The 17063-nt window shown below is 61.7% G+C and carries 14 protein-coding genes; 6 read left to right on the forward strand and 8 right to left on the reverse strand.

Annotated features, from left to right (window positions below; translation table 11 throughout):
* The first annotated feature begins 55 nt into the window (after window positions 1–55).
* Together B0W80_RS04190 and B0W80_RS04195 are read left to right on the forward strand one after the other, a co-directional pair.
* Window positions 56–4912 (forward strand): DUF3883 domain-containing protein, encoded by a 4857-nt coding sequence (locus tag B0W80_RS04190; RefSeq protein ID WP_076997848.1) that lies wholly within the window; start codon window positions 56–58, stop codon window positions 4910–4912.
* Window positions 4909–6630: a nuclease-related domain-containing DEAD/DEAH box helicase gene (locus B0W80_RS04195; protein ID WP_076997849.1), complete on the forward strand. Its 1722-nt coding sequence runs from the start codon at window positions 4909–4911 to the stop codon at window positions 6628–6630. The genes B0W80_RS04190 and B0W80_RS04195 overlap by 4 nt, the downstream gene beginning before the upstream one ends.
* Before the next feature lie 417 nt (window positions 6631–7047).
* On the opposite strand, the gene B0W80_RS04200 is transcribed toward B0W80_RS04195, so the two are convergent.
* Complete coding sequence (locus tag B0W80_RS04200; RefSeq protein WP_076997850.1) at window positions 7048–7356, reverse strand: hypothetical protein; 309 nt, start codon at window positions 7354–7356, stop codon at window positions 7048–7050.
* 430 nt (window positions 7357–7786) lie between these two features.
* On the opposite strand from B0W80_RS04200, the gene B0W80_RS04205 reads away from it, so the two are divergent.
* The 4 genes from B0W80_RS04205 (at window position 7787) to B0W80_RS04220 (ending at window position 11321) form a co-directional block, all read left to right on the forward strand.
* Window positions 7787–8032: a hypothetical protein gene (locus B0W80_RS04205; RefSeq protein ID WP_256856480.1), complete on the forward strand. Its 246-nt coding sequence runs from the start codon at window positions 7787–7789 to the stop codon at window positions 8030–8032.
* Between the two features lie 298 nt (window positions 8033–8330).
* Window positions 8331–8795: a type III secretion system chaperone gene (locus B0W80_RS04210; protein WP_076997851.1), complete on the forward strand. Its 465-nt coding sequence runs from the start codon at window positions 8331–8333 to the stop codon at window positions 8793–8795.
* Window positions 8796–8856: 61 nt separating this feature from the next.
* Entirely contained in the window at window positions 8857–10527 is a 1671-nt protein-coding gene (locus tag B0W80_RS34705; RefSeq protein ID WP_143684478.1) for a hypothetical protein, read from the forward strand.
* A gap of 101 nt (window positions 10528–10628) precedes the next feature.
* Window positions 10629–11321: a mobilization protein gene (locus tag B0W80_RS04220; protein WP_076997853.1), complete on the forward strand. Its 693-nt coding sequence runs from the start codon at window positions 10629–10631 to the stop codon at window positions 11319–11321.
* On the opposite strand, the gene B0W80_RS04225 is transcribed toward B0W80_RS04220, so the two are convergent.
* Genes B0W80_RS04225 through B0W80_RS04255 form a run of 7 tightly spaced genes read right to left on the reverse strand, consistent with a single transcriptional unit; the run spans window position 11291 to window position 16952 of the window.
* Window positions 11291–11827 (reverse strand): disulfide bond formation protein B, encoded by a 537-nt coding sequence (locus tag B0W80_RS04225; RefSeq protein WP_076997854.1) that lies wholly within the window; start codon window positions 11825–11827, stop codon window positions 11291–11293. The genes B0W80_RS04220 and B0W80_RS04225 overlap by 31 nt on opposite strands.
* A gap of 1 nt (window position 11828) precedes the next feature.
* Window positions 11829–12914 carry a sulfate/molybdate ABC transporter ATP-binding protein gene (locus B0W80_RS04230; RefSeq protein ID WP_076997855.1) on the reverse strand — a complete coding sequence of 362 codons (1086 nt, stop codon included), beginning with the start codon at window positions 12912–12914 and terminating at the stop codon, window positions 11829–11831.
* Window positions 12915–12925: 11 nt separating this feature from the next.
* Complete coding sequence (gene cysW, locus B0W80_RS04235) at window positions 12926–13822, reverse strand: sulfate ABC transporter permease subunit CysW (protein ID WP_076997856.1); 897 nt, start codon at window positions 13820–13822, stop codon at window positions 12926–12928.
* Entirely contained in the window at window positions 13822–14712 is an 891-nt protein-coding gene (gene cysT / locus B0W80_RS04240; protein ID WP_076997857.1) for a sulfate ABC transporter permease subunit CysT, read from the reverse strand. Before cysT ends, cysW begins: the two co-directional genes overlap by 1 nt.
* Window positions 14713–14715: 3 nt before the next feature.
* Window positions 14716–15717: a sulfate ABC transporter substrate-binding protein gene (locus tag B0W80_RS04245; RefSeq protein WP_076997858.1), complete on the reverse strand. Its 1002-nt coding sequence runs from the start codon at window positions 15715–15717 to the stop codon at window positions 14716–14718.
* Window positions 15714–16292 (reverse strand): alpha/beta hydrolase, encoded by a 579-nt coding sequence (locus B0W80_RS04250; protein ID WP_076997859.1) that lies wholly within the window; start codon window positions 16290–16292, stop codon window positions 15714–15716. Before B0W80_RS04250 ends, B0W80_RS04245 begins: the two co-directional genes overlap by 4 nt.
* Window positions 16293–16310: 18 nt before the next feature.
* Window positions 16311–16952 (reverse strand): peroxiredoxin, encoded by a 642-nt coding sequence (locus tag B0W80_RS04255; RefSeq protein ID WP_076997860.1) that lies wholly within the window; start codon window positions 16950–16952, stop codon window positions 16311–16313.
* Window positions 16953–17063: the final 111 nt, after the last annotated feature.

A 17063-nucleotide genomic window follows, 5' to 3' on the forward strand; every position in this document is an offset into this window, starting at 1 on the left:
CCGAATGAAGGCTGGAGAACACGACAGCGCCGCGTCTTGAAAGGGAGAAATAAATATGGCCAGTCAGGCTAAGCAATCTCAGAAGGACTTCATCGAACGCGTTCGACGCACATTCTTAGTCGGCGACGATGTGCCCGAGCACCTGCGCGAAGGCGCACTAAATCTTCAGACGCAGCTGAACAATGCCCTACGCCTCCTGTCCGAAGACCTCTATTCCAAGAAGTCACACTTCGTCCTCGAGCTCGTCCAGAACGCCGACGACAACGCCTATGCAAAAGGTGTGGTGCCGGAGCTGACGCTTGATGTCAGCACAAAACGGCTGGTGCTCACGAACAATGAGTTAGGGTTCACCAAGGAGAACATAGGCGCCATTTGCAAGGTCGGCGCGAGTTCCAAGGCCAAGGACAAACAGCATCACATCGGCGAGAAGGGTATTGGTTTCAAGTCGGTTTTCTCGGTGTCCGATGCGCCCGAGATTCATTCCAATGGCTACCACTTTTGCTTCGACCGCTCCGACCCGCAGAACCTACTTGGCTACGTCATCCCGACATGGTGCGACGTGCCGCTGGAAGCTCGCGCCGGCTCGACCACCATCATCCTGCCGGCCTCCCCTGACTACGAGTTCGACGCGTCCACACTTGCCGACTTGGACGCGCGAGTGTTGCTCTTCCTCAACAAGCTCAGGCAGCTGACCCTCACTCAGGACGGGAGCACCTGCTCATACAAGCGCTCAGACCACAAAGGTATTTCGCATCTGATGACAGCCGTCACAGGTACGGACGGAACCGTGAGCGAGGGACATCAGCGCTACGTGCGTGTGATGAAGACGTTCGACATGACCGGCGCCTTTGCTGACGAGAAGCGCCCAGATGTTGGGACCTCAAGCGTGGTCCTGGCCTTCCCTGTCGAGTCCTCCGGTGAGGCGCGCCTGGAGCCGGCCTCCTATGTGTTTGCCTACTTGCCCATCCACCAGATGGGCTTCAAGTTTCCTCTGCACGCCGACTTCATCTTGAACTCGGGACGTGAAGCTGTCTTGAACGACCGAGCCTGGAACAAAGGGCTGCGCAACTCCATCGCGACAACCTTTGTTGCCGCGGTCGAGCAGTTCAAGAAGAACGAGGCCCTAGGACTCAGCTACCTCAACTTCCTGCCAGACGCGGCGGAAGTTTCGGACGCTTTCTTTGGCACAGTGCGTCAGCAGATTGTTGAAGGTCTATCTGCCGTCGCCAGCCTGCCTTCCGCTTCTGGCGAATGGCGGCGGCCGTCCGAGTTGCGCATTGCCGGTGCCGGCTTCAGAGCCCTTTTCCCCTCGCCACTAGCCCTCGAGCTATTTGGTTTCGACTACGTCGACGATCGTGTACAGGGCGGCCCCAAGCTGCTCAAGGAGCTAGGCGTCACGGACGCCGAGTACGGGCTCGTTCTCGATGTTTTCAAGACTCATCAGGAATGGCTGGTCAAGCAGCCTCTCGAGTGGCGAGCAAACCTCTACGCCTACATCGCCGGCAACATTCCTAGCTTCCTGAAAGCCGGCCTTCTGGCAGCACCTTGCCTCCCAACTGCAGACGGTAAGTACGTTGCGCCGGACTCAGCCCGCGTGTTCTTCCCTCTTGGTGGCGGCAAGAAGTATGGGTTCGAGCATGAGCTTGTCATCGTCGACGGCGAGCTCTACTCGGCGGCGCTTGAGCAGTCTTCGGACGTAAAGGAGCTGTTTGAAGACCTTGAGGTCCGACCCGACGACCCATACGACATGGTCGTGTCTCACATCCTGCCCAGGCATGGGGACGACGCCTGGAAAGCGTCTTCGTTCAAGGCTTTGGTTGGCCATCTCGGCTATGTGAAGGACCACCTGGAGCCCTACCTTACAGTTTCCGAGGCCCGGGGACAGTCGCGCGCTCTTGCCCTGCAAAAGGTTCAGTTGGGACTATGGGTCTGGACAAAGGGCGTCAACGAGACCAGGAACTGGATGTTTCGACGAGCTGCAGCGCTGTATCTCGGCAAGGAGTACAAGCCTGACTTCTGTATTGAGACCCTGCTGTCAGGCGAGCCGGGCCCCATTGCCTACGTCTCGGCCGAGTACCTGGACAAGCAGCCGAAGGATGCCGAAGCCGACGTCACGGCTTGGCGGGAGTTTTTCGACAGGCTTGGCGTCCGCAAATCGCCAGCTGTTGAACTCAAAAACGTTGATTGGCACTGCAGCAAGGAACTGAGGCTACTGCTTGGCGCAGACAGCGCCGCGACCAGGCAGCAAACCCTCGAGCGCATGAGCAGGCACTGGCAAAACTACTCTTCCAAGCTGTCGTATCAGCTGGGAACCAAGCGACACGACACGACCTTCGCACAGGAGCTCCGAGCCACTGAAGCTCCATTGCTTGGGCGCAAAGGTACTGCGCCGTTGTCATCGACGTACTACCAAAACCAGGAGCTCAAAGCCATTCTTGGAGAGGCGCCGCCCTACGTCGATGCGTTTCTTGATGCCCCAATGCGGGATGCGTGTCGCATCACTGACCGGCTGAACGCCCCAGCGCTCATCAAGCGCCTGAAACAGCTCAAACAGGAAAACGGCGGCACGGTGCGCCAAGTGCAAATCATCTACCGCGAGCTCGAGAAGCTCTGGGACACCGACGAGGCGCTCATCAAAGATGCCTTCGAGGACCACGGCCTAGTGCAGATGAAAGGCGCCGTCAGAGGATGGTTCAGCCCTAGCCAGGTTTCTTGGCGCAGCAACGGCAAGTTCCTCGATGCGCTCTACCCGCCGATTCCGGGGCCGTTCAGAGACTTCCAGGGCTTCTTCATCGACAAGCTTGGTGTTCCCAGGGAGCTTCCGCTCGCGAAAAGGGTCCAGGCGCTGACGGAACTCACCCGCATTTCCGAGCAAGGGGAACGTGAGGACGAGGCGCTGGCCATCTACAAGCAGGCCGAGAAGGTTCTGCGACTGAACGCCGACAGGGACGACTATCGCCCTGTGTGGATGGACATCTTCGAAGAGAACGCGGTGTACGTCGACCACCACGGCGCCTTGGCAGAGGCGGGTGACAGCCTCTTCGCGAATGACGCGCCCGAGTACGCGAAGCTCTTCATGGAAGAGGAAGAGCTGTCCTTCCTCGCCGTGCCGACCATCGAAATTCCGCGGCTCAGCCACTTGCTCAGGGCCACCGACATTGCGCTTCTGTCAGAGTCGGTCGAGGTCGAAGTTGAAGGCAGCGTTGGAGGTTCAACCAATCGCGCGCTCACAGAGCGGATTCAGCAACTGGTGCCCTACATCGCACGAATCCTCTACTCGAAGCAGCAAGCCTACTTTGACGACGCACTCAAGGAGCACCGTTTTGCCTGGCTCTGGCGCATGGAAATCATTGAGGTGCCCGAGCTCAAGCTGCGCGTTTCCCTCAATGACTTCGAAGCGACCATGGATGCAGACTGCGCACTGCAAGGCGGTGACATCCGTTATCGCTCGAAGGCGACCTCCCTCAAGGACCGGGTCGCCGCTGAACTCAGCAAGTTCTTCATCGGCACAGCCGAGCTTCGCGACATTTTTGTGCGCCTGCTGATGGAGGACGAGGGGGACATCGAAGAGGTGCTCCGCCTTCGCAGCATCGGCCCGCTTCCGGCCGACGTCGCCGCTCAGGTTATGCAGCGCGAACTGCCTGAGGAGCAGGACCATGGCGAGCCCGTCGCCGAGTCCGAGCAGCCGGCCCTCACAACCGTCGAAGCGGACGCGCCTGACGAGGATGACATCGAAGAACCCGCGACCAGCGACGCGCACGGTCCTGTAGTGCCGCCGCCACCCGACGAGGCGCCCGCGCAATCAAGTGCGCCCCAGCCGTCCGCGCCGCCTGCGGCGCCGACTCCCGCAGCCGCAGCCGCTGCAGCGGCACCGACAACTCTGGCTATGCCGTCGACCCCACGTCCGCCCGCGCCTCCAAACGCCTCGGCAGGCGCCAGCAACGGCCCCGTACCGAGTCAAGGTCCTACAGACAAACCGGCGCCACCTGCCCCGGTCGGCCCTCCGGTATGGCGGACAAACCCTGGAGCAGCGCCCACGCTACATCCAGTCCCAACCTCTCCAGCGTGCACCACTCCCCCACCCTCCCCGGGCGCTTCCGCGCCTGAACTCAGGCCTTCAGGCGCTCCAGGTGGCTTCCGCCGACCATGGTCGTCAACGTCACCGAGAGCGCCTGGAGAGCAAGGAACGCCGCCCTCGCCTCACTTCCTCGGAGGCGTGCGTCGGCAGGGCAGCACTCGTTCCTTGCGAGGTCGCAAGGAACAACGCGGTCGAACAGGCAGGCTCCTCAGCTACGTTGAAGGCCCGTACGACCCGAGCCGCCCTCCAACCGAAGGAGCGCAGGACCAGGCCGGGGTCCGAGACGCCGTCGGGAAAGCGGCAGTCGTCTATGCTATGGCCACGCTGGCCAAGCGCTGGGCGTCACTTATCGAAATGCCTCACAACAATCCTGGCTACGACGTGCGCGCGCTCACGGCAGCCGGCGAGGAAGAGTTCATCGAGGTCAAAGGCCAAGGCGGCGCCTGGACCCAAGAGGGTGTCGCGCTCACGCCAACCGAGTTGCTAACGGCCCAGCGGATGGGTGACCGCTACTGGCTCTGCGTCGTCGAGTTCGCAGAGGACGAGAAGCGCCGCCAGCTCAGTTTGGTCAAGAACCCCTTCGGCCGGGCACAGCAGTTCCGCTACGACGTGGGCTGGAGGGCTGCGGCTGAGAAGATTTCAGGCGCGCCTTCGATTCCAGAAAAAGGGCTGTACGTCGATATCACCGGCGTCGGCCCTGGCCGCATCATCAGCGTCCGTGTCAAAGGCAAGTTCTCCAATATCCACGTCATCATGCAGGGTGGCAAGCAGACGAACTGCGTTTTCAATCCCGCCAAGATGACGCTTTCCGAGGAGCCGTTGTGGCCCGAATGATTCCGCTGCTCGACGGCGAGCGGCTAGAAGACCTGCAGTCGCGCGCCGAGGCGCGCTTCTATGAAATCTGCCGCGAACGGCTACCGGCCGACGTGCTGGTCATCTACAGCGCCTCGTGGCTGTATCGCAATGACCGCGGTCGCATCACCGAGGGGGAAGCCGACTTCACGCTCGTCTCCCCGACCTTCGGCGTTCTCGTCATAGAGGTAAAGGGGGGCGGTGTCACCTTCAACCCCGGCACTGGTCTCTGGCATTCCCGTGACCGCGACGGAACGCTGAATCTCCTCAAGAAGGACCCGTTCAAGCAAGCCCAATCCGAACGCCACTCAATCCGTGACCAAATCTGCGGGCACACCAACTGGCGGCAGTTCGGAGGGGGCGACTTTCCACTGGGCCACGCCGTGTTCTTCCCGGACGTCCGCGACGCTGCCCCGCTCGCTGGCCAAGACCGGCCCGTGGAAATAATTGGCGTCAATGCAGACCTCAATGACCTGGCCAGATGGGTTGGACGCGTCATGCACTTCTGGCACCGCGCGGAAGACACGCCGCTGAGCGCCGCTGCGGCACGCGTCATCGAGAACATCCTCTGCAGTCATATCGACGTGCAAGCAGTACTTCGTGCGGTCATTGACCAAGCGGAAGCCCAGCGCATCCGGCTGACGGAAAACCAAGCCAAGGTGCTGCGAACGATTGGCGGCCGCCGCCGCGCGGTGGTCTCAGGCGGTGCAGGTACAGGCAAGACCGTGCTCGCGGTCACGAAGGCGAAGCAGTTAGCAGAGGGCGGTCTGCATGTTTTGCTGCTTTGCTACAACCGACCGCTTGCGGACTCGCTCGCGTTCGTACAGCGGGACACACCGCGACTTTCGGTCCACAGCTTCCACCAGTTCTGTGACCAGCGGGTCCGCCAGGCCACCGCTGCTGGGCACGATGTTCTCAAGGACGCGAGAGAATCCCACCCGGGTGTTACCGACAGGGACTACTACGACTTTCAGCTTCCGTTCGCCCTCGCGCTTTCGTCAGAGGTTCTGGACGAGAAGTTCGATGCCATCGTCGTTGACGAGGCGCAGGACTTCAGCGACGAGTACTGGTTCGGCGTTGAGTCGCTGCTCCGCGACCCGGCCGATGGTCATCTCTTCGTGTTCGTCGACGAGAACCAGACCATCTACAAGCGCAGCGGAGAAATCCCCATCCAGGACGAGGCGTTCCACCTGACCACCAACTGCAGGAACACCGCACCAATCCACGAGGCTGGGTATCGGTTCTACAAGGGCGAGTTGGTCGACTCGTCGGAGATTCGGGGGCCCGACGTCACATGGGCGCCCTCGGACCAGCCTGAAGCTCAAGCAGATGCCATCAGCCGACGTGTGCGGCAATGGGTCGCGGTTGAAGGCCTCAACGCTCACGACGTCGCAGTTCTGGTGGCCAAGCGGCCCAAAGTTCACTGCTATGAGCTATTGGGCCCGCGACTGACCGCTGAGGGCATTCGCTGGGTCTCCGAAGCGCACAGCGTCAACGGAGCAGTCCTCCTCGAATCGTTCTCGCGGTTCAAAGGACTCGAAGCCCAAGCCGTTGTCCTTTGGGTTGGCGACGAGGTCGTCGACGAGGCCACCTGGGAGACGGTCTATGTCGGAACCACGCGCGCGAAGTCGCTGCTGGCCGTCGTTGGCAGCAACAGGGCCGTCCGCACGGTCCGAGAGTTCGTTCAGGCGGCAGGGTAGACACTGCCTGAATCGCCGCGGATTTCCTAGACACCCGCGGGCTGCTGAGAATGGCGCTGTTCGAACACTGAGGAGAGACGTGTGCAACTGCCGAGTGCCACCGCTTGAGTTGTAGAACATCTCGATGTAGTCGAAATACGTTGGCGATATGTATCGCGGCGGGTGTCCGCTTCCATTGGAACCAGTCATCGAGCCTCCCGCAGCGACGGACCGCTCGCAGTCTTGACCACGCGTTCGAGTTGGACCTCCCGCATGAGCCGTCGAACGGGAACGGACCTTGGGAAGACCGATCCCAGTCGCTGCGAACGCTGGGCACGCTCTCTCGTACCGGGTGCACGCAGTGCAATCCTCGGAATTCATCGTCCCATACCAGCGCCCGAGCGCGAAATCGATGGAGGCTGCAGTCGATGGAACGCCTCAGTTGGCCTTACACAGGCCAGACGCGATTTCCGTCATTGCGCGCAGATGTTCGCAGCGGAGCGGGAACTTCCCAGCTCCGTTCGACCAATGCAAAGTGCCAGCGTTTGAAGCCGCAAAGGCCTCAGCAAGGCGTCTGTCCGAAACAGCCACAAACGTCACCCAGGATGACTCCTTCAGTTCCGTTTCGATTGACGCCTCGGCGATGCCAGCTTCTCGACCGCTTGCAACGAGGAAGCCGACTATGGCCAGGGCCGCGGTGATCCCGATGTAGCCTTTGGCGAAGGTTCGGAGCGTCAGTTTTGGCATGGGGCCCTTTCTGCCGGCATTTGACTCTCGAGCTCCAAATCCACCAAGGGGAAGCACGCACGGACCGGGGCGCTGTGCGGGAGCGGGCGGCTGGGGATCTCTGGAAATGCCGTTCTTGGCCAGTGTTGAGCGCATCCCTACAGTACACCCATGGCAACGCCACTGCCGCCGCAGCGCTTATCCGACTACCTGGGACTTGCCGAAATTGGATGCGACCTTGGTGCGATGCAGCAAATAGGGCAGGCCAATAGCTACTTTGACCAAGCCAGGGCCAAAGGTTGCTGACCAGGCGAGAACTTGCTCAACCTCTCAACAATAGTCAAAAATATCAACATCCTCGTTTTCCGGAAAACGACGAGATTTCCCTAGGGAAAATCTCAACAACCTTAGCAAACCGAGGGCCGAAAACACGTATCGCGCGGCGCGGAACGTGGAGATATCGCTGTGGCTGATCAACTCCAAGACCGGGCCGGATGGGCAACCTCTGCTGCTGGCCACTGAGATCAGCGACCGGGGGCGGAACCTGCTGGTCGATAGAGAGCTATCGAAAGTGGTCGCGCGGCTCGACCTGATGGCGGCGCAGGCGGATGAGAAGTACCGGCGGGCGGCGCTCGACTTCAGCCAGAACTGGCTGCTCGGGAACTTCGGGCCGTTCTTTGCGATGGTGAACAGGTAGCTCGAGCTTCCGCTTCGGCCATTACTGCTTTTGTTTTCGAATCGATTCGCGGAATGTCGCGAACCTATGCAAGGCGACAGTTTTTTGCATTTAGCAATCCCTGCGTAAATCGTCGTTTTTCGAGAGTGCCGTCAACAACGTCGACAGCCGCGACGCCGGGCGAGATCGCAACGCTCGGAGATGGAACGTTTGTTTGCGTTCGGGTTACTTAACCGGCCAGCGACACGCCAACAATGTGTCCTAGTTGACTGGGAAGTCGCTATCTCTTTGCTGTCTTCAATTCGCAAACAGGTGACCCATGTCCTTTCACGCGGAACAATTTGCCGAACTTCTGGTTTCGCTTGGGGAACAGAACCCAAGCGTCGAAGCAATCTCGCAAGAAACGGATGCAGCCCGATGGATCATTGAATTCGAGCGCGATCTCGTACTTCTTCTCGAACTGGATGAAGACCATGGAACGCTGAATATCGAGGCTGATCTCGGTCGGCCACCGGAAGAGCGCAGGTTGGAAACTTGCGAGGCATTGATGATGTTCACGTCTCTCAAGCACGCTTCGGAGGGCATGGCGATGGCACTGAGCGAGCCAGCCGGTAATTATCTTCTTCTAGGCCAATCGCCCGCTCTTGATATGGAGGGATTCGATATTCCATCCGCAATTCTCAAATTTGCTGATCACGCATTGCAATGGAAAGACATTGTTGCGGACGGTGCTCAGCAAGGTTATGCGAAGGGCGAAATGAACACGCTTGCAATGTTGGCGTGATCTGCCTGCAGCCCATTTAGAACCTCTGTATAGCCCATTACCTTTTCTTTGGATAAAACGAATGCTCTCACCCACGTCCCGCCCAAGCCTTCGTGTCACAAATACCACCTCGCTCGAAGAACTTCACAAATTCGTAGCAACGCCGCAAAAGCGCAGCAAGGAAATCCACGGCAGAAAAAACGCAGACGGCACCATTACCCTGTACTTCAGCAACGGGCGCGGAACAGGTGTGTGCAAGCGGGTGTTTCCTCAGACGTTGAGGGCTCGGCGCGAAAATGCGTACAGCGCATTATTCAACATCGTCAGCCATCAGAAAAACATGTGCAAGAGCGCCGAAGGCCTGGGCTTGATCAAGTACCGCTTGGAATTTGCTTCCTATGTAGGTGAGCTCTGGCAAGAACCAGTGTTTGCCGATCAACTCGAATTCGGTCTTCAACTTGCGGCACCCCTGCAAGAAGCGCCAGAAGCGAAGACCGTAGGTTTTTCCTCACTCGCAAGCGTCTCACCTGGCAGGCCAAAGCCACCCTCCCCTAAACGCCTGCAATATCAAAATAGAAATGGGGCGCTGCAGAACCAGAAAGTTCCAGGCAAGCAGCAAACGACCGCTGAGACTTCAACCATTGCCGTCAACTTCGATGGTAAGGCGCCAGTCAAATCGGATGCCAATGTGGGCGCATCCGGTAAAGCAGGCGCGGATAGCGACCTGACGATTCTCCAAAACACTTTGGAAGAGCTTGGGCTTTTCCATTCCGACAAAGAAATAAAAGTCGAAAAAAATACGATTCCACTGCCTCCGGTTATCGCCCGCGCCCCGCGCCGAGGAGCGGTCAATCCTCTCTTCGATAGGCAGAACTTCAAAGCTGCGGAAAATGTTCGCTCTTATTTGCCAGCAGGCATTGCAATGGATCGAAAAGGGTATCTCTCCGGCACGCAACGGTTTGATAATTATCCGAACGCTGACGACGCTGCCGCTCCGGGAAAATCATATGCAGAGGAGTTGCGCTCCAAGCGGCAAGAAATGGTCGACTCGGGGACACGTATCAGCGCTCAAGAGGCCTGGGCGCAGCAGCCCGCAGGAACGAGCGAAAAGCCTCCCGCTCCCGATGCGTCGTTGCAAAACGTACAAGTAGTCCACCAGGCGCTCGCAGATTTCGAACGGCTGAATTACGAAATCGAGTCCTCTGATGGCTCGTTCGACGTGCATCACACTCAGCCGGGCAAGCCCAACAACGTGAGCAGCGTCATCGCGTCGCTGCACGCGCTGACAGGAAACGAAGCCGCGACGCTTGTTCTTTCGAGCGTTCTCACTCAGGCGACCCTCTCGTCAATGTCCAGGCTTCCTGCGGAACGAAATGGATCGCCCCTGTCCAAACTTGAAATGGTGAGCAGTGGAACTGCCCGGACGATGAAGCCGACGATCATCGGCGCAAATGGCGAAAAGCAGCCGGTCCAATGCAAAGCCATGGGAGGCGCAAAATGGAAGGTGTCTCGTGACGGCGACAATTTCAAGATCGCCATCGATTGGCAGAATTACTACCGCCCTAAATATGGTGAAAAACACGTCCCCATGCACACCGATGGCGTGATCGGCGTGCATTACCAAACCGAGATCTTCGTTAATGCAGCGGAAGCGTGTCAGGGCCGGGTGGAGCTGACCATGCCCGACGGCGTCAACGTCACGTTCTCGGGTCGATTCGATCTTGAGCAAGAGATCGCCGCCGGGCGCGCCTAACTTAATTGGGAGTCCGGCTCCTGAAGAGGGGGGTGCGGCGCCATGCGAGCGCCGCACCCTAGAATGCTTTCGCATTCCCTTCCACTTCCCCCAGGAACTTCATGAGCTCCCTCAACTTCATCGGCGGCGAAAAAGGCGGTGTCGGCAAATCGGTGACGGCCCGGGTCCTGGCGCAGTACTTCATCGATCACAGCAAGCCCTTCGTCGGCTTCGACACCGATCGGTCGCACAGTTCCTTCACCCGCTTCTACGAGGGCTTCGCCTCGCCGGTGGTGGTCGACAGCTACGAGGGGCTGGACACGGTGGTCAACGGCTTCGAAAACAACCCGCAGCAAAGTGTGATCGTCGACCTGGCGGCCCAGACGCTGGCGCCGCTGGCACGCTGGATCAAGGACTCGGATCTTTTCGACGTATTCGCCGGGCTCGGTGTGGCCGTGAACGTGTGGCACGTGCTGGACGACGGCAAGGACTCCAGCGACCTGCTCGGCACGCTGGTCGATACCTTCGGCAACCGGCCCAACTACATCGTGGTGCAGAACTATGGCCGCGGCAACGACTTCGGGTTGCTGCTGGGCTCGCAGTCGCTGAGCAAGGCCACGGCGCATGGCGCCAAGGTGATTGCCCTGCCCCGCCTGCACGACGCCACGATGCGCAAGATCGACGCACGCAACACCAGCTACTGGAAAGCCATCCACGATCGCGAAGGACCGCACGCGCTGGGGCTGCTGGAGCGCCAGCGCGTCAAGAGCTGGCTGCAGACGGCCTACGCGGCCTTCGACACCCTGCCGCTCTGAAGCGGCTCGCCACCGCGGCGGGAGAACAGCAGGCCCAGCAGCAGCACGCCGAACACCGTGAAGGCGATGAATGACCAGTTGGCGATCGACAGGCCCAGGAAGGTCCAGTCGATCTGCGTGCAGTCGCCGCCGCCGCGGAAGATCATCGGCAGCGCCCGCTTGAGCGGAAAGGTCTCGATCATTCCGTACAAGTCGCGTCCGCAGGACACGATTTCGGGCGGATACCACTGCAGCCAGCTCTGGCGTGCCGCCGTATAGGCTCCGCCTACCGCCATCACCAAAGCCAAAGTAGCGCCGGTGAGCTGCCACCCACGGCTGCGGCCCAGTGCAGCGAGGCCGGTGAAGACCGCCACCAGGACCAACGCATAGCGCTGGACGATGCACATCGGGCAGGGCTCGAGGCCGACCACGTGCTGCAGATAAAGCCCGAAGGCCAGCATTGCCACGCAGGCGGCGCAGATCAGCGCGAGCGCGCGTCGCGGCGCTCCGAAATACCAATGAAACAAGTCAATGTCCTTCTACGAAGACGCGGGCCCGGCGCGGGGTGGCGACCACCGTCTCGCCCTCGCGCAGGCCCAGGTCCCGGAACTGTTGCGCAGGGAGTTGCGCCTCGATGATGGCACCGGAACCAGGATTGTCTGGATTCGATTCCACCGGTTCGAGTTCCAGCCGCGCGATCGGGCCGACGACGATCGCCCGCGACAGCGTGGCGACGATGCCGCTGGCGCCCTGCTCATAACGGGCGACGTCCAGGTCGTGCGGGCGCACATAGGCCAGCGCCTTGCCATTGCGCAGGTCGCGGTGCTCGGGCGAATCGATGCGGATGCCTTCGACATGCACTTCGCCCTCGTGCGCCCGTCCATGGAACAGGTTCACGTCGCCGAGGAAGCCGTAGACGAAGGGGCTGGCAGGATGGTCCCACACGTCCTGCGGCGAGCCGACCTGTTCGATGCGGCCGCTGTTCATCAGCACGACGCGGTCGGCGACCTCGAGGGCCTCTTCCTGGTCATGGGTGACGAAGATGCTGGTGACGTGCAGTTCGTCGTGCAGGCGACGCAGCCACCGGCGCAGTTCCTTGCGCACCTTGGCATCGAGCGCACCGAAGGGCTCGTCGAGCAGCAGCACCTTGGGCTCCACCGCCAGCGCGCGGGCCAGGGCGATACGCTGGCGCTGGCCGCCGGACAGCTGCGACGGATAACGATCGGCCAGCCAGTCGAGCTGCACCAGCTTGAGCAGTTCGTGCACCTTCGACTTGATCTGCGTTTCGCTCGGCCGCAGCCCGCGCGGCTTGACGCGCAGGCCGAAGGCGACGTTCTCGAACACCGTCATGTGGCGGAACAGCGCGTAGTGCTGGAACACGAAGCCGACCTGGCGCTCGCGCACGTGGACGTCGGTGGTGTCTTCGCCGGAAAACAGAATGCTGCCCGCGCCGGCCGTTTCCAGGCCGGCGATGATGCGCAGCAGCGTGGTCTTGCCGCAGCCCGACGGGCCCAGCAGGGCGACCAGTTCGCCCGAATCGACGTGCAGGCTGACGTCGCGCAGCGCGTGGAAGTCGCCGAACTGCTTGCTGATGTTGCGGATCTCGATGCTCATGTGTTCTCTCCTCAGGCGACGTCGGCCGACGGCGGCCGCTCGGGCGGCAGGTCGGCCAGCGCCTTCATTTCTCGTTCGTGGCGCCATTCGATGAACGACTTGATCACCAGGGTGACCAGCGCCAGGATGGCCAGCAGCGAGGCCACGGCGAAGGCCGCGACCGACTGGTATTCGTTGTAGAGCACTTCGACGTGCAGCGGCATCGTGTTGGTCTGGCCGCGGATGTGGCCCGACACCACCGACACCGCGCCGAACTCGCCCATGGCGCGCGCGTTGCACAGGATCACGCCATACAGCAGACCCCACTTAATGTTGGGCAGCGTCACACGCCAGAAGGTCTGCCAGCCGGTGGCGCCCAGCACGATGGCGGCCTGCTCTTCTTCGGTGCCCTGGGCCTGCATCAGCGGAATGAGCTCGCGCGCGATGAAGGGAAAGGTCACGAACACGGTGGCCAGCACGATGCCCGGCACGGCGAAGATGATCTTGATGTCGTGCGCCGCGAGCCAGGGCCCGAACCAGCCTTGCGCGCCGAACACCAGCACGTAGATCAGGCCGGCCACGACGGGCGACACCGCGAACGGCAGGTCGACCAGCGTGGTCAGCAGCGCCTTGCCGCGAAACTCGAACTTGGCGATCGCCCAGGCGGCCGCGATGCCGAAGACGAGGTTCAGCGGCACCGTGATGGCGGCCACGATCAGCGTGAGGCGAATGGCGCTCCAGGCATCGGGCTCTTTCAGCGCCTCGACGTAGGCGCCGAAGCCCTTGCGCAATGCCTCGGTCGCAACCGCCGCGAGCGGCAGCACGAGAAAGAGGAACATGAAGGCCAGGGCCAGCCCGATCAGCGTGTAGCGAACCCAGGCCGATTCGGTGGTGCCGGCTTGCGCGCGGCGAATGGTGCGGGTGCTCATCAGGTGGCTCCCGAGCGGCGGCGCTGCCAGGCCTGCAGGCCGTTGATGACCAGCAGCAGCGCGAAGGAGATGACCAGCATCACCAGCGCGACCGCGGTGGCGCCCGCGTAGTCGTATTGCTCGAGCTTGCCGATGATGATGAGCGGCGTGATCTCCGAGATCATCGGCATGTTGCCGGCGATGAAGATCACCGAGCCGTATTCACCGATGGCCCGCGCGAAAGCCATGGCGAAGCCCGTCAGCAGGGCCGGCATGATCGACGGAAGGATGACCCGAGCGAAGGTCTGCAGGCGGGTCGCGCCCAGGCTGGTGGCGGCTTCTTCCAGCTCTTTCTCGGCGTCTTCCAGCACAGGCTGCACCGTGCGCACCACGAAGGGCAGCCCGATGAAGATCAGCGCGATCACCACGCCGGCCGGTGTGAAGGCCAGCTTGATGCCCATGGGCTCGAGGTACTGGCCGATCCAGCCGTTGCCCGCCAGCAGCGCGGTCAGCGAGATGCCGGCCACGGCGGTGGGCAGGGCGAACGGCAGGTCGACCAGGGCGTCGACGATGCGCTTGCCCGGGAACTTGTAGCGCACCAGCACCCAGGCCACGAGCAGGCCCGCGAACAGGTTGACGACCGCCGCGAGCAGCGAGGCGCCGAAGGTCAGGCGGTAGGAGGCCATCACGCGCGGCGCGGTGACGGCGTTCCAGAACTGGTCCCAGCTGAGCGCCCAGGTCTTGAAGACCAGCGCCGACAGTGGGATCAGCACGATCAGGCAGAGGTAGAACAGCGAAAAGCCGAGCGTCAGATGGAAGCCCGGCAGCACTCGGCGCGAGACGCCGGGGCGACCCGCATGCGAAGACGGCGCTGCCGCGGACGGCAGCGCCGAAGAAACGGCACCACTCATCTTTTACTTTGCGCCGGGCGTGTACAGCTTGTCGAACTGGCCGCCGTCGTTGAAATGCACTTTCTGCGCATCGCCGAGGCTGCCGAAGAGTTCTTGCACGGTGAAGAGCTGCAGGGGCTTGAAAGTGGCCGCGTTCTTCTTGAGCACCGCCTCGGAGCGAGGGCGTAGCGCATGCTTGGCGGCGATCTCTTGCGCTTCTTCGGAATAAAGGTAGTCCAGGTAGGCCTTGGCGAGTTCGCCGGTGCCCTTCTTGCCGACGGTGCGCTCGACCACGGCCACCGGGTTCTCGGCCAGGATGCTGATCGAGGGGTACACGGCGTCGACCTTGCCGGCGCCGAACTCGCGGTCGATGGAGACCACTTCCGATTCGAAGGTGATCAGCACGTCGCCGATGTTGCGCTGAAGGAAGGCAGTGGTCGCGTCGCGGCCGCCGCGCGCCAGCACCGGCACGTTCTTGAACAGCTTGCCGACGAACTCGGCGGCCTGCGCATCGGTGCCGCCCTTCTTCTTCACGTAGCCCCACGCGGCCAGGTAGGCGTAGCGGCCGTTGCCGCCGGTCTTGGGATTGACGATGACGACCTGCACGCCGGGTTTCACCAGGTCGTCCCAGTCCTTGATGCCCTTGGGGTTGCCGTTGCGCGTGAGGAACAGCATGGTCGACGTGGTGGGCGCCGCGTTCTGCGGGAATCGCTTGTTCCAGTCTTTCGCCACCACGCCGGCGTTGGCCAGGAAGTCGATGTCGGTGGAGGTGTTCATGGTCACCACGTCGGCATCCAGCCCGTCGGCCACGGCACGCGCCTGGGCGCTGGAGCCGGCATGCGACTGGTCGATCTTGACGTCCTTGCCCGTGGTCTTCTTGTAGTTGGCGACGAAGGCGGCGTTGTAGTCCTTGTAGAACTCGCGCGCCACGTCGTACGAAACGTTGAGCAGGGTCTGGGCGGATGCGACGCCGGCGGTGGCCAGGGCAAGAGCGCCGAGGATCGACTTGATTTTTCTGGAGGTCATGAAGTTGACAGTGGTTCGAATTGGGTGCGGTCGGCCAGCAGCGTCGCCGGCTCGTCCGTCAGCGATTGGAGCAGCGCCAGGCCCAAAGGCCAGTCGCCATGCCCCGACTCGACGTTGATATGGCCGGCATTCTGCATGCGAACGAACTCGCTGCCCCACGAACGGGCATAAGCGCCGGCCAGCCGCACGGGGCAATAGGGGTCGTTGCTGCTGGCGACGACGATGCTGCGGTATGGCAGCTTGGCGTAAGGAACAGGCGCGAAGTCCGCGAGCGCGGCGCGCCGCTCGGGGTCTGCCGGGGCCACGAACAGCGCGCCGCGGATGCGGCTCGCTGCTGCATCGGACAGATGCACGCTGGCGATGCAGCCCAGGCTGTGGGCGGCGATCACCACCGGCTCCGCGCTGTCGAGCACGAGCTTCTCGATCGCTTGCACCCAGGCGTCGCGCTTGGGCGTGACCCAGTCGTCCTGCACCACCCGAACGGCGCCCTGCATGCGTTCCGCCCACAGGCTCTGCCAGTGGCCCGGGCCGGAATCGCGCCAGCCGGGGACGATGATGATGTTCGATGAAGTCACGCGCGTGCTTCGTTCGGTTCAGCGGTTGGGTTGCGGCGTCAGGCGAAGGTAGGGCCGCACGGCCTCGAAGCCCTTGGGGAAGCGCTGGGCCAGTTCGGCCGGGTCCTGCAGGCTGGGGAGGATCACGACGTCGTCGCCGTCGCGCCAATTGGCGGGCGTCGCGACCTTGTGGCTGTCGGTGAGCTGCAGCGAGTCGATGACGCGCAGGATCTCGTCGAAGTTGCGGCCCGTGCTCGCCGGGTAGGTGATGGTGGTGCGGACGATCTTCTTCGGGTCGATGATGAACACGCTGCGCACGGTGGCGGTGGTCGACGCGTTCGGGTGGATCAGGTCGTAGAGGCCGGACACCTTGCGGTCGGCATCGGCCAGGATCGGGAAGTCGACGGTGGTGTTCTGCGTGTCGTTGATGTCGCCGATCCATTCCTTGTGCTTGTCCACGGGGTCGACGCTGATGGCGATCGGCTTGACGCCACGCTTCGCGAATTCACCCGACAGCGCCGCGGTCTTGCCCAGTTCGGTGGTACATACCGGGGTGAAGTCGGCTGGATGCGAGAACAGCACGACCCAGGCGTCGCCGGCCCACGTGTGGAAATCGATGGGACCTTCGCTGGAGTCTTGGGTGAAATCGGGAGCCGTGTCGCCGAGGCGCAAGGTTGCCATGGTCGTTCGCTTTCTCTGGGCGTATTAGGAGGATCGACGATTCTCCAAAGCTTCCCTTCAAAGCCAAACGAATATCTACTTGTTTGAATATGGCATATAGCGAATAAGGGT

The organism is Variovorax sp. KK3 (genome assembly GCF_001984055.1).
GTDB lineage: Bacteria > Pseudomonadota > Gammaproteobacteria > Burkholderiales > Burkholderiaceae_C > Variovorax.

Excerpts from the sequence above, each read along its gene's own strand:
- B0W80_RS04190 (WP_076997848.1), top strand. The coding sequence starts at position 56 with ATGGCCAGTCAGGCTAAGCAATCTCAGAAGGACTTCATCGAACGCGTT.
- B0W80_RS04195 (WP_076997849.1), top strand. The coding sequence starts at position 4,909 with ATGATTCCGCTGCTCGACGGCGAGCGGCTAGAAGACCTGCAGTCGCGC.
- B0W80_RS04200 (WP_076997850.1), bottom strand. The coding sequence starts at position 7,356 with ATGCCAAAACTGACGCTCCGAACCTTCGCCAAAGGCTACATCGGGATC.
- B0W80_RS04210 (WP_076997851.1), top strand. The coding sequence starts at position 8,331 with ATGTCCTTTCACGCGGAACAATTTGCCGAACTTCTGGTTTCGCTTGGG.
- B0W80_RS34705 (WP_143684478.1), top strand. The coding sequence starts at position 8,857 with ATGCTCTCACCCACGTCCCGCCCAAGCCTTCGTGTCACAAATACCACC.
- B0W80_RS04220 (WP_076997853.1), top strand. The coding sequence starts at position 10,629 with ATGAGCTCCCTCAACTTCATCGGCGGCGAAAAAGGCGGTGTCGGCAAA.
- B0W80_RS04230 (WP_076997855.1), bottom strand. The coding sequence starts at position 12,914 with ATGAGCATCGAGATCCGCAACATCAGCAAGCAGTTCGGCGACTTCCAC.
- cysW (WP_076997856.1), bottom strand. The coding sequence starts at position 13,822 with ATGAGCACCCGCACCATTCGCCGCGCGCAAGCCGGCACCACCGAATCG.
- cysT (WP_076997857.1), bottom strand. The coding sequence starts at position 14,712 with ATGAGTGGTGCCGTTTCTTCGGCGCTGCCGTCCGCGGCAGCGCCGTCT.
- B0W80_RS04245 (WP_076997858.1), bottom strand. The coding sequence starts at position 15,717 with ATGACCTCCAGAAAAATCAAGTCGATCCTCGGCGCTCTTGCCCTGGCC.
- B0W80_RS04255 (WP_076997860.1), bottom strand. The coding sequence starts at position 16,952 with ATGGCAACCTTGCGCCTCGGCGACACGGCTCCCGATTTCACCCAAGAC.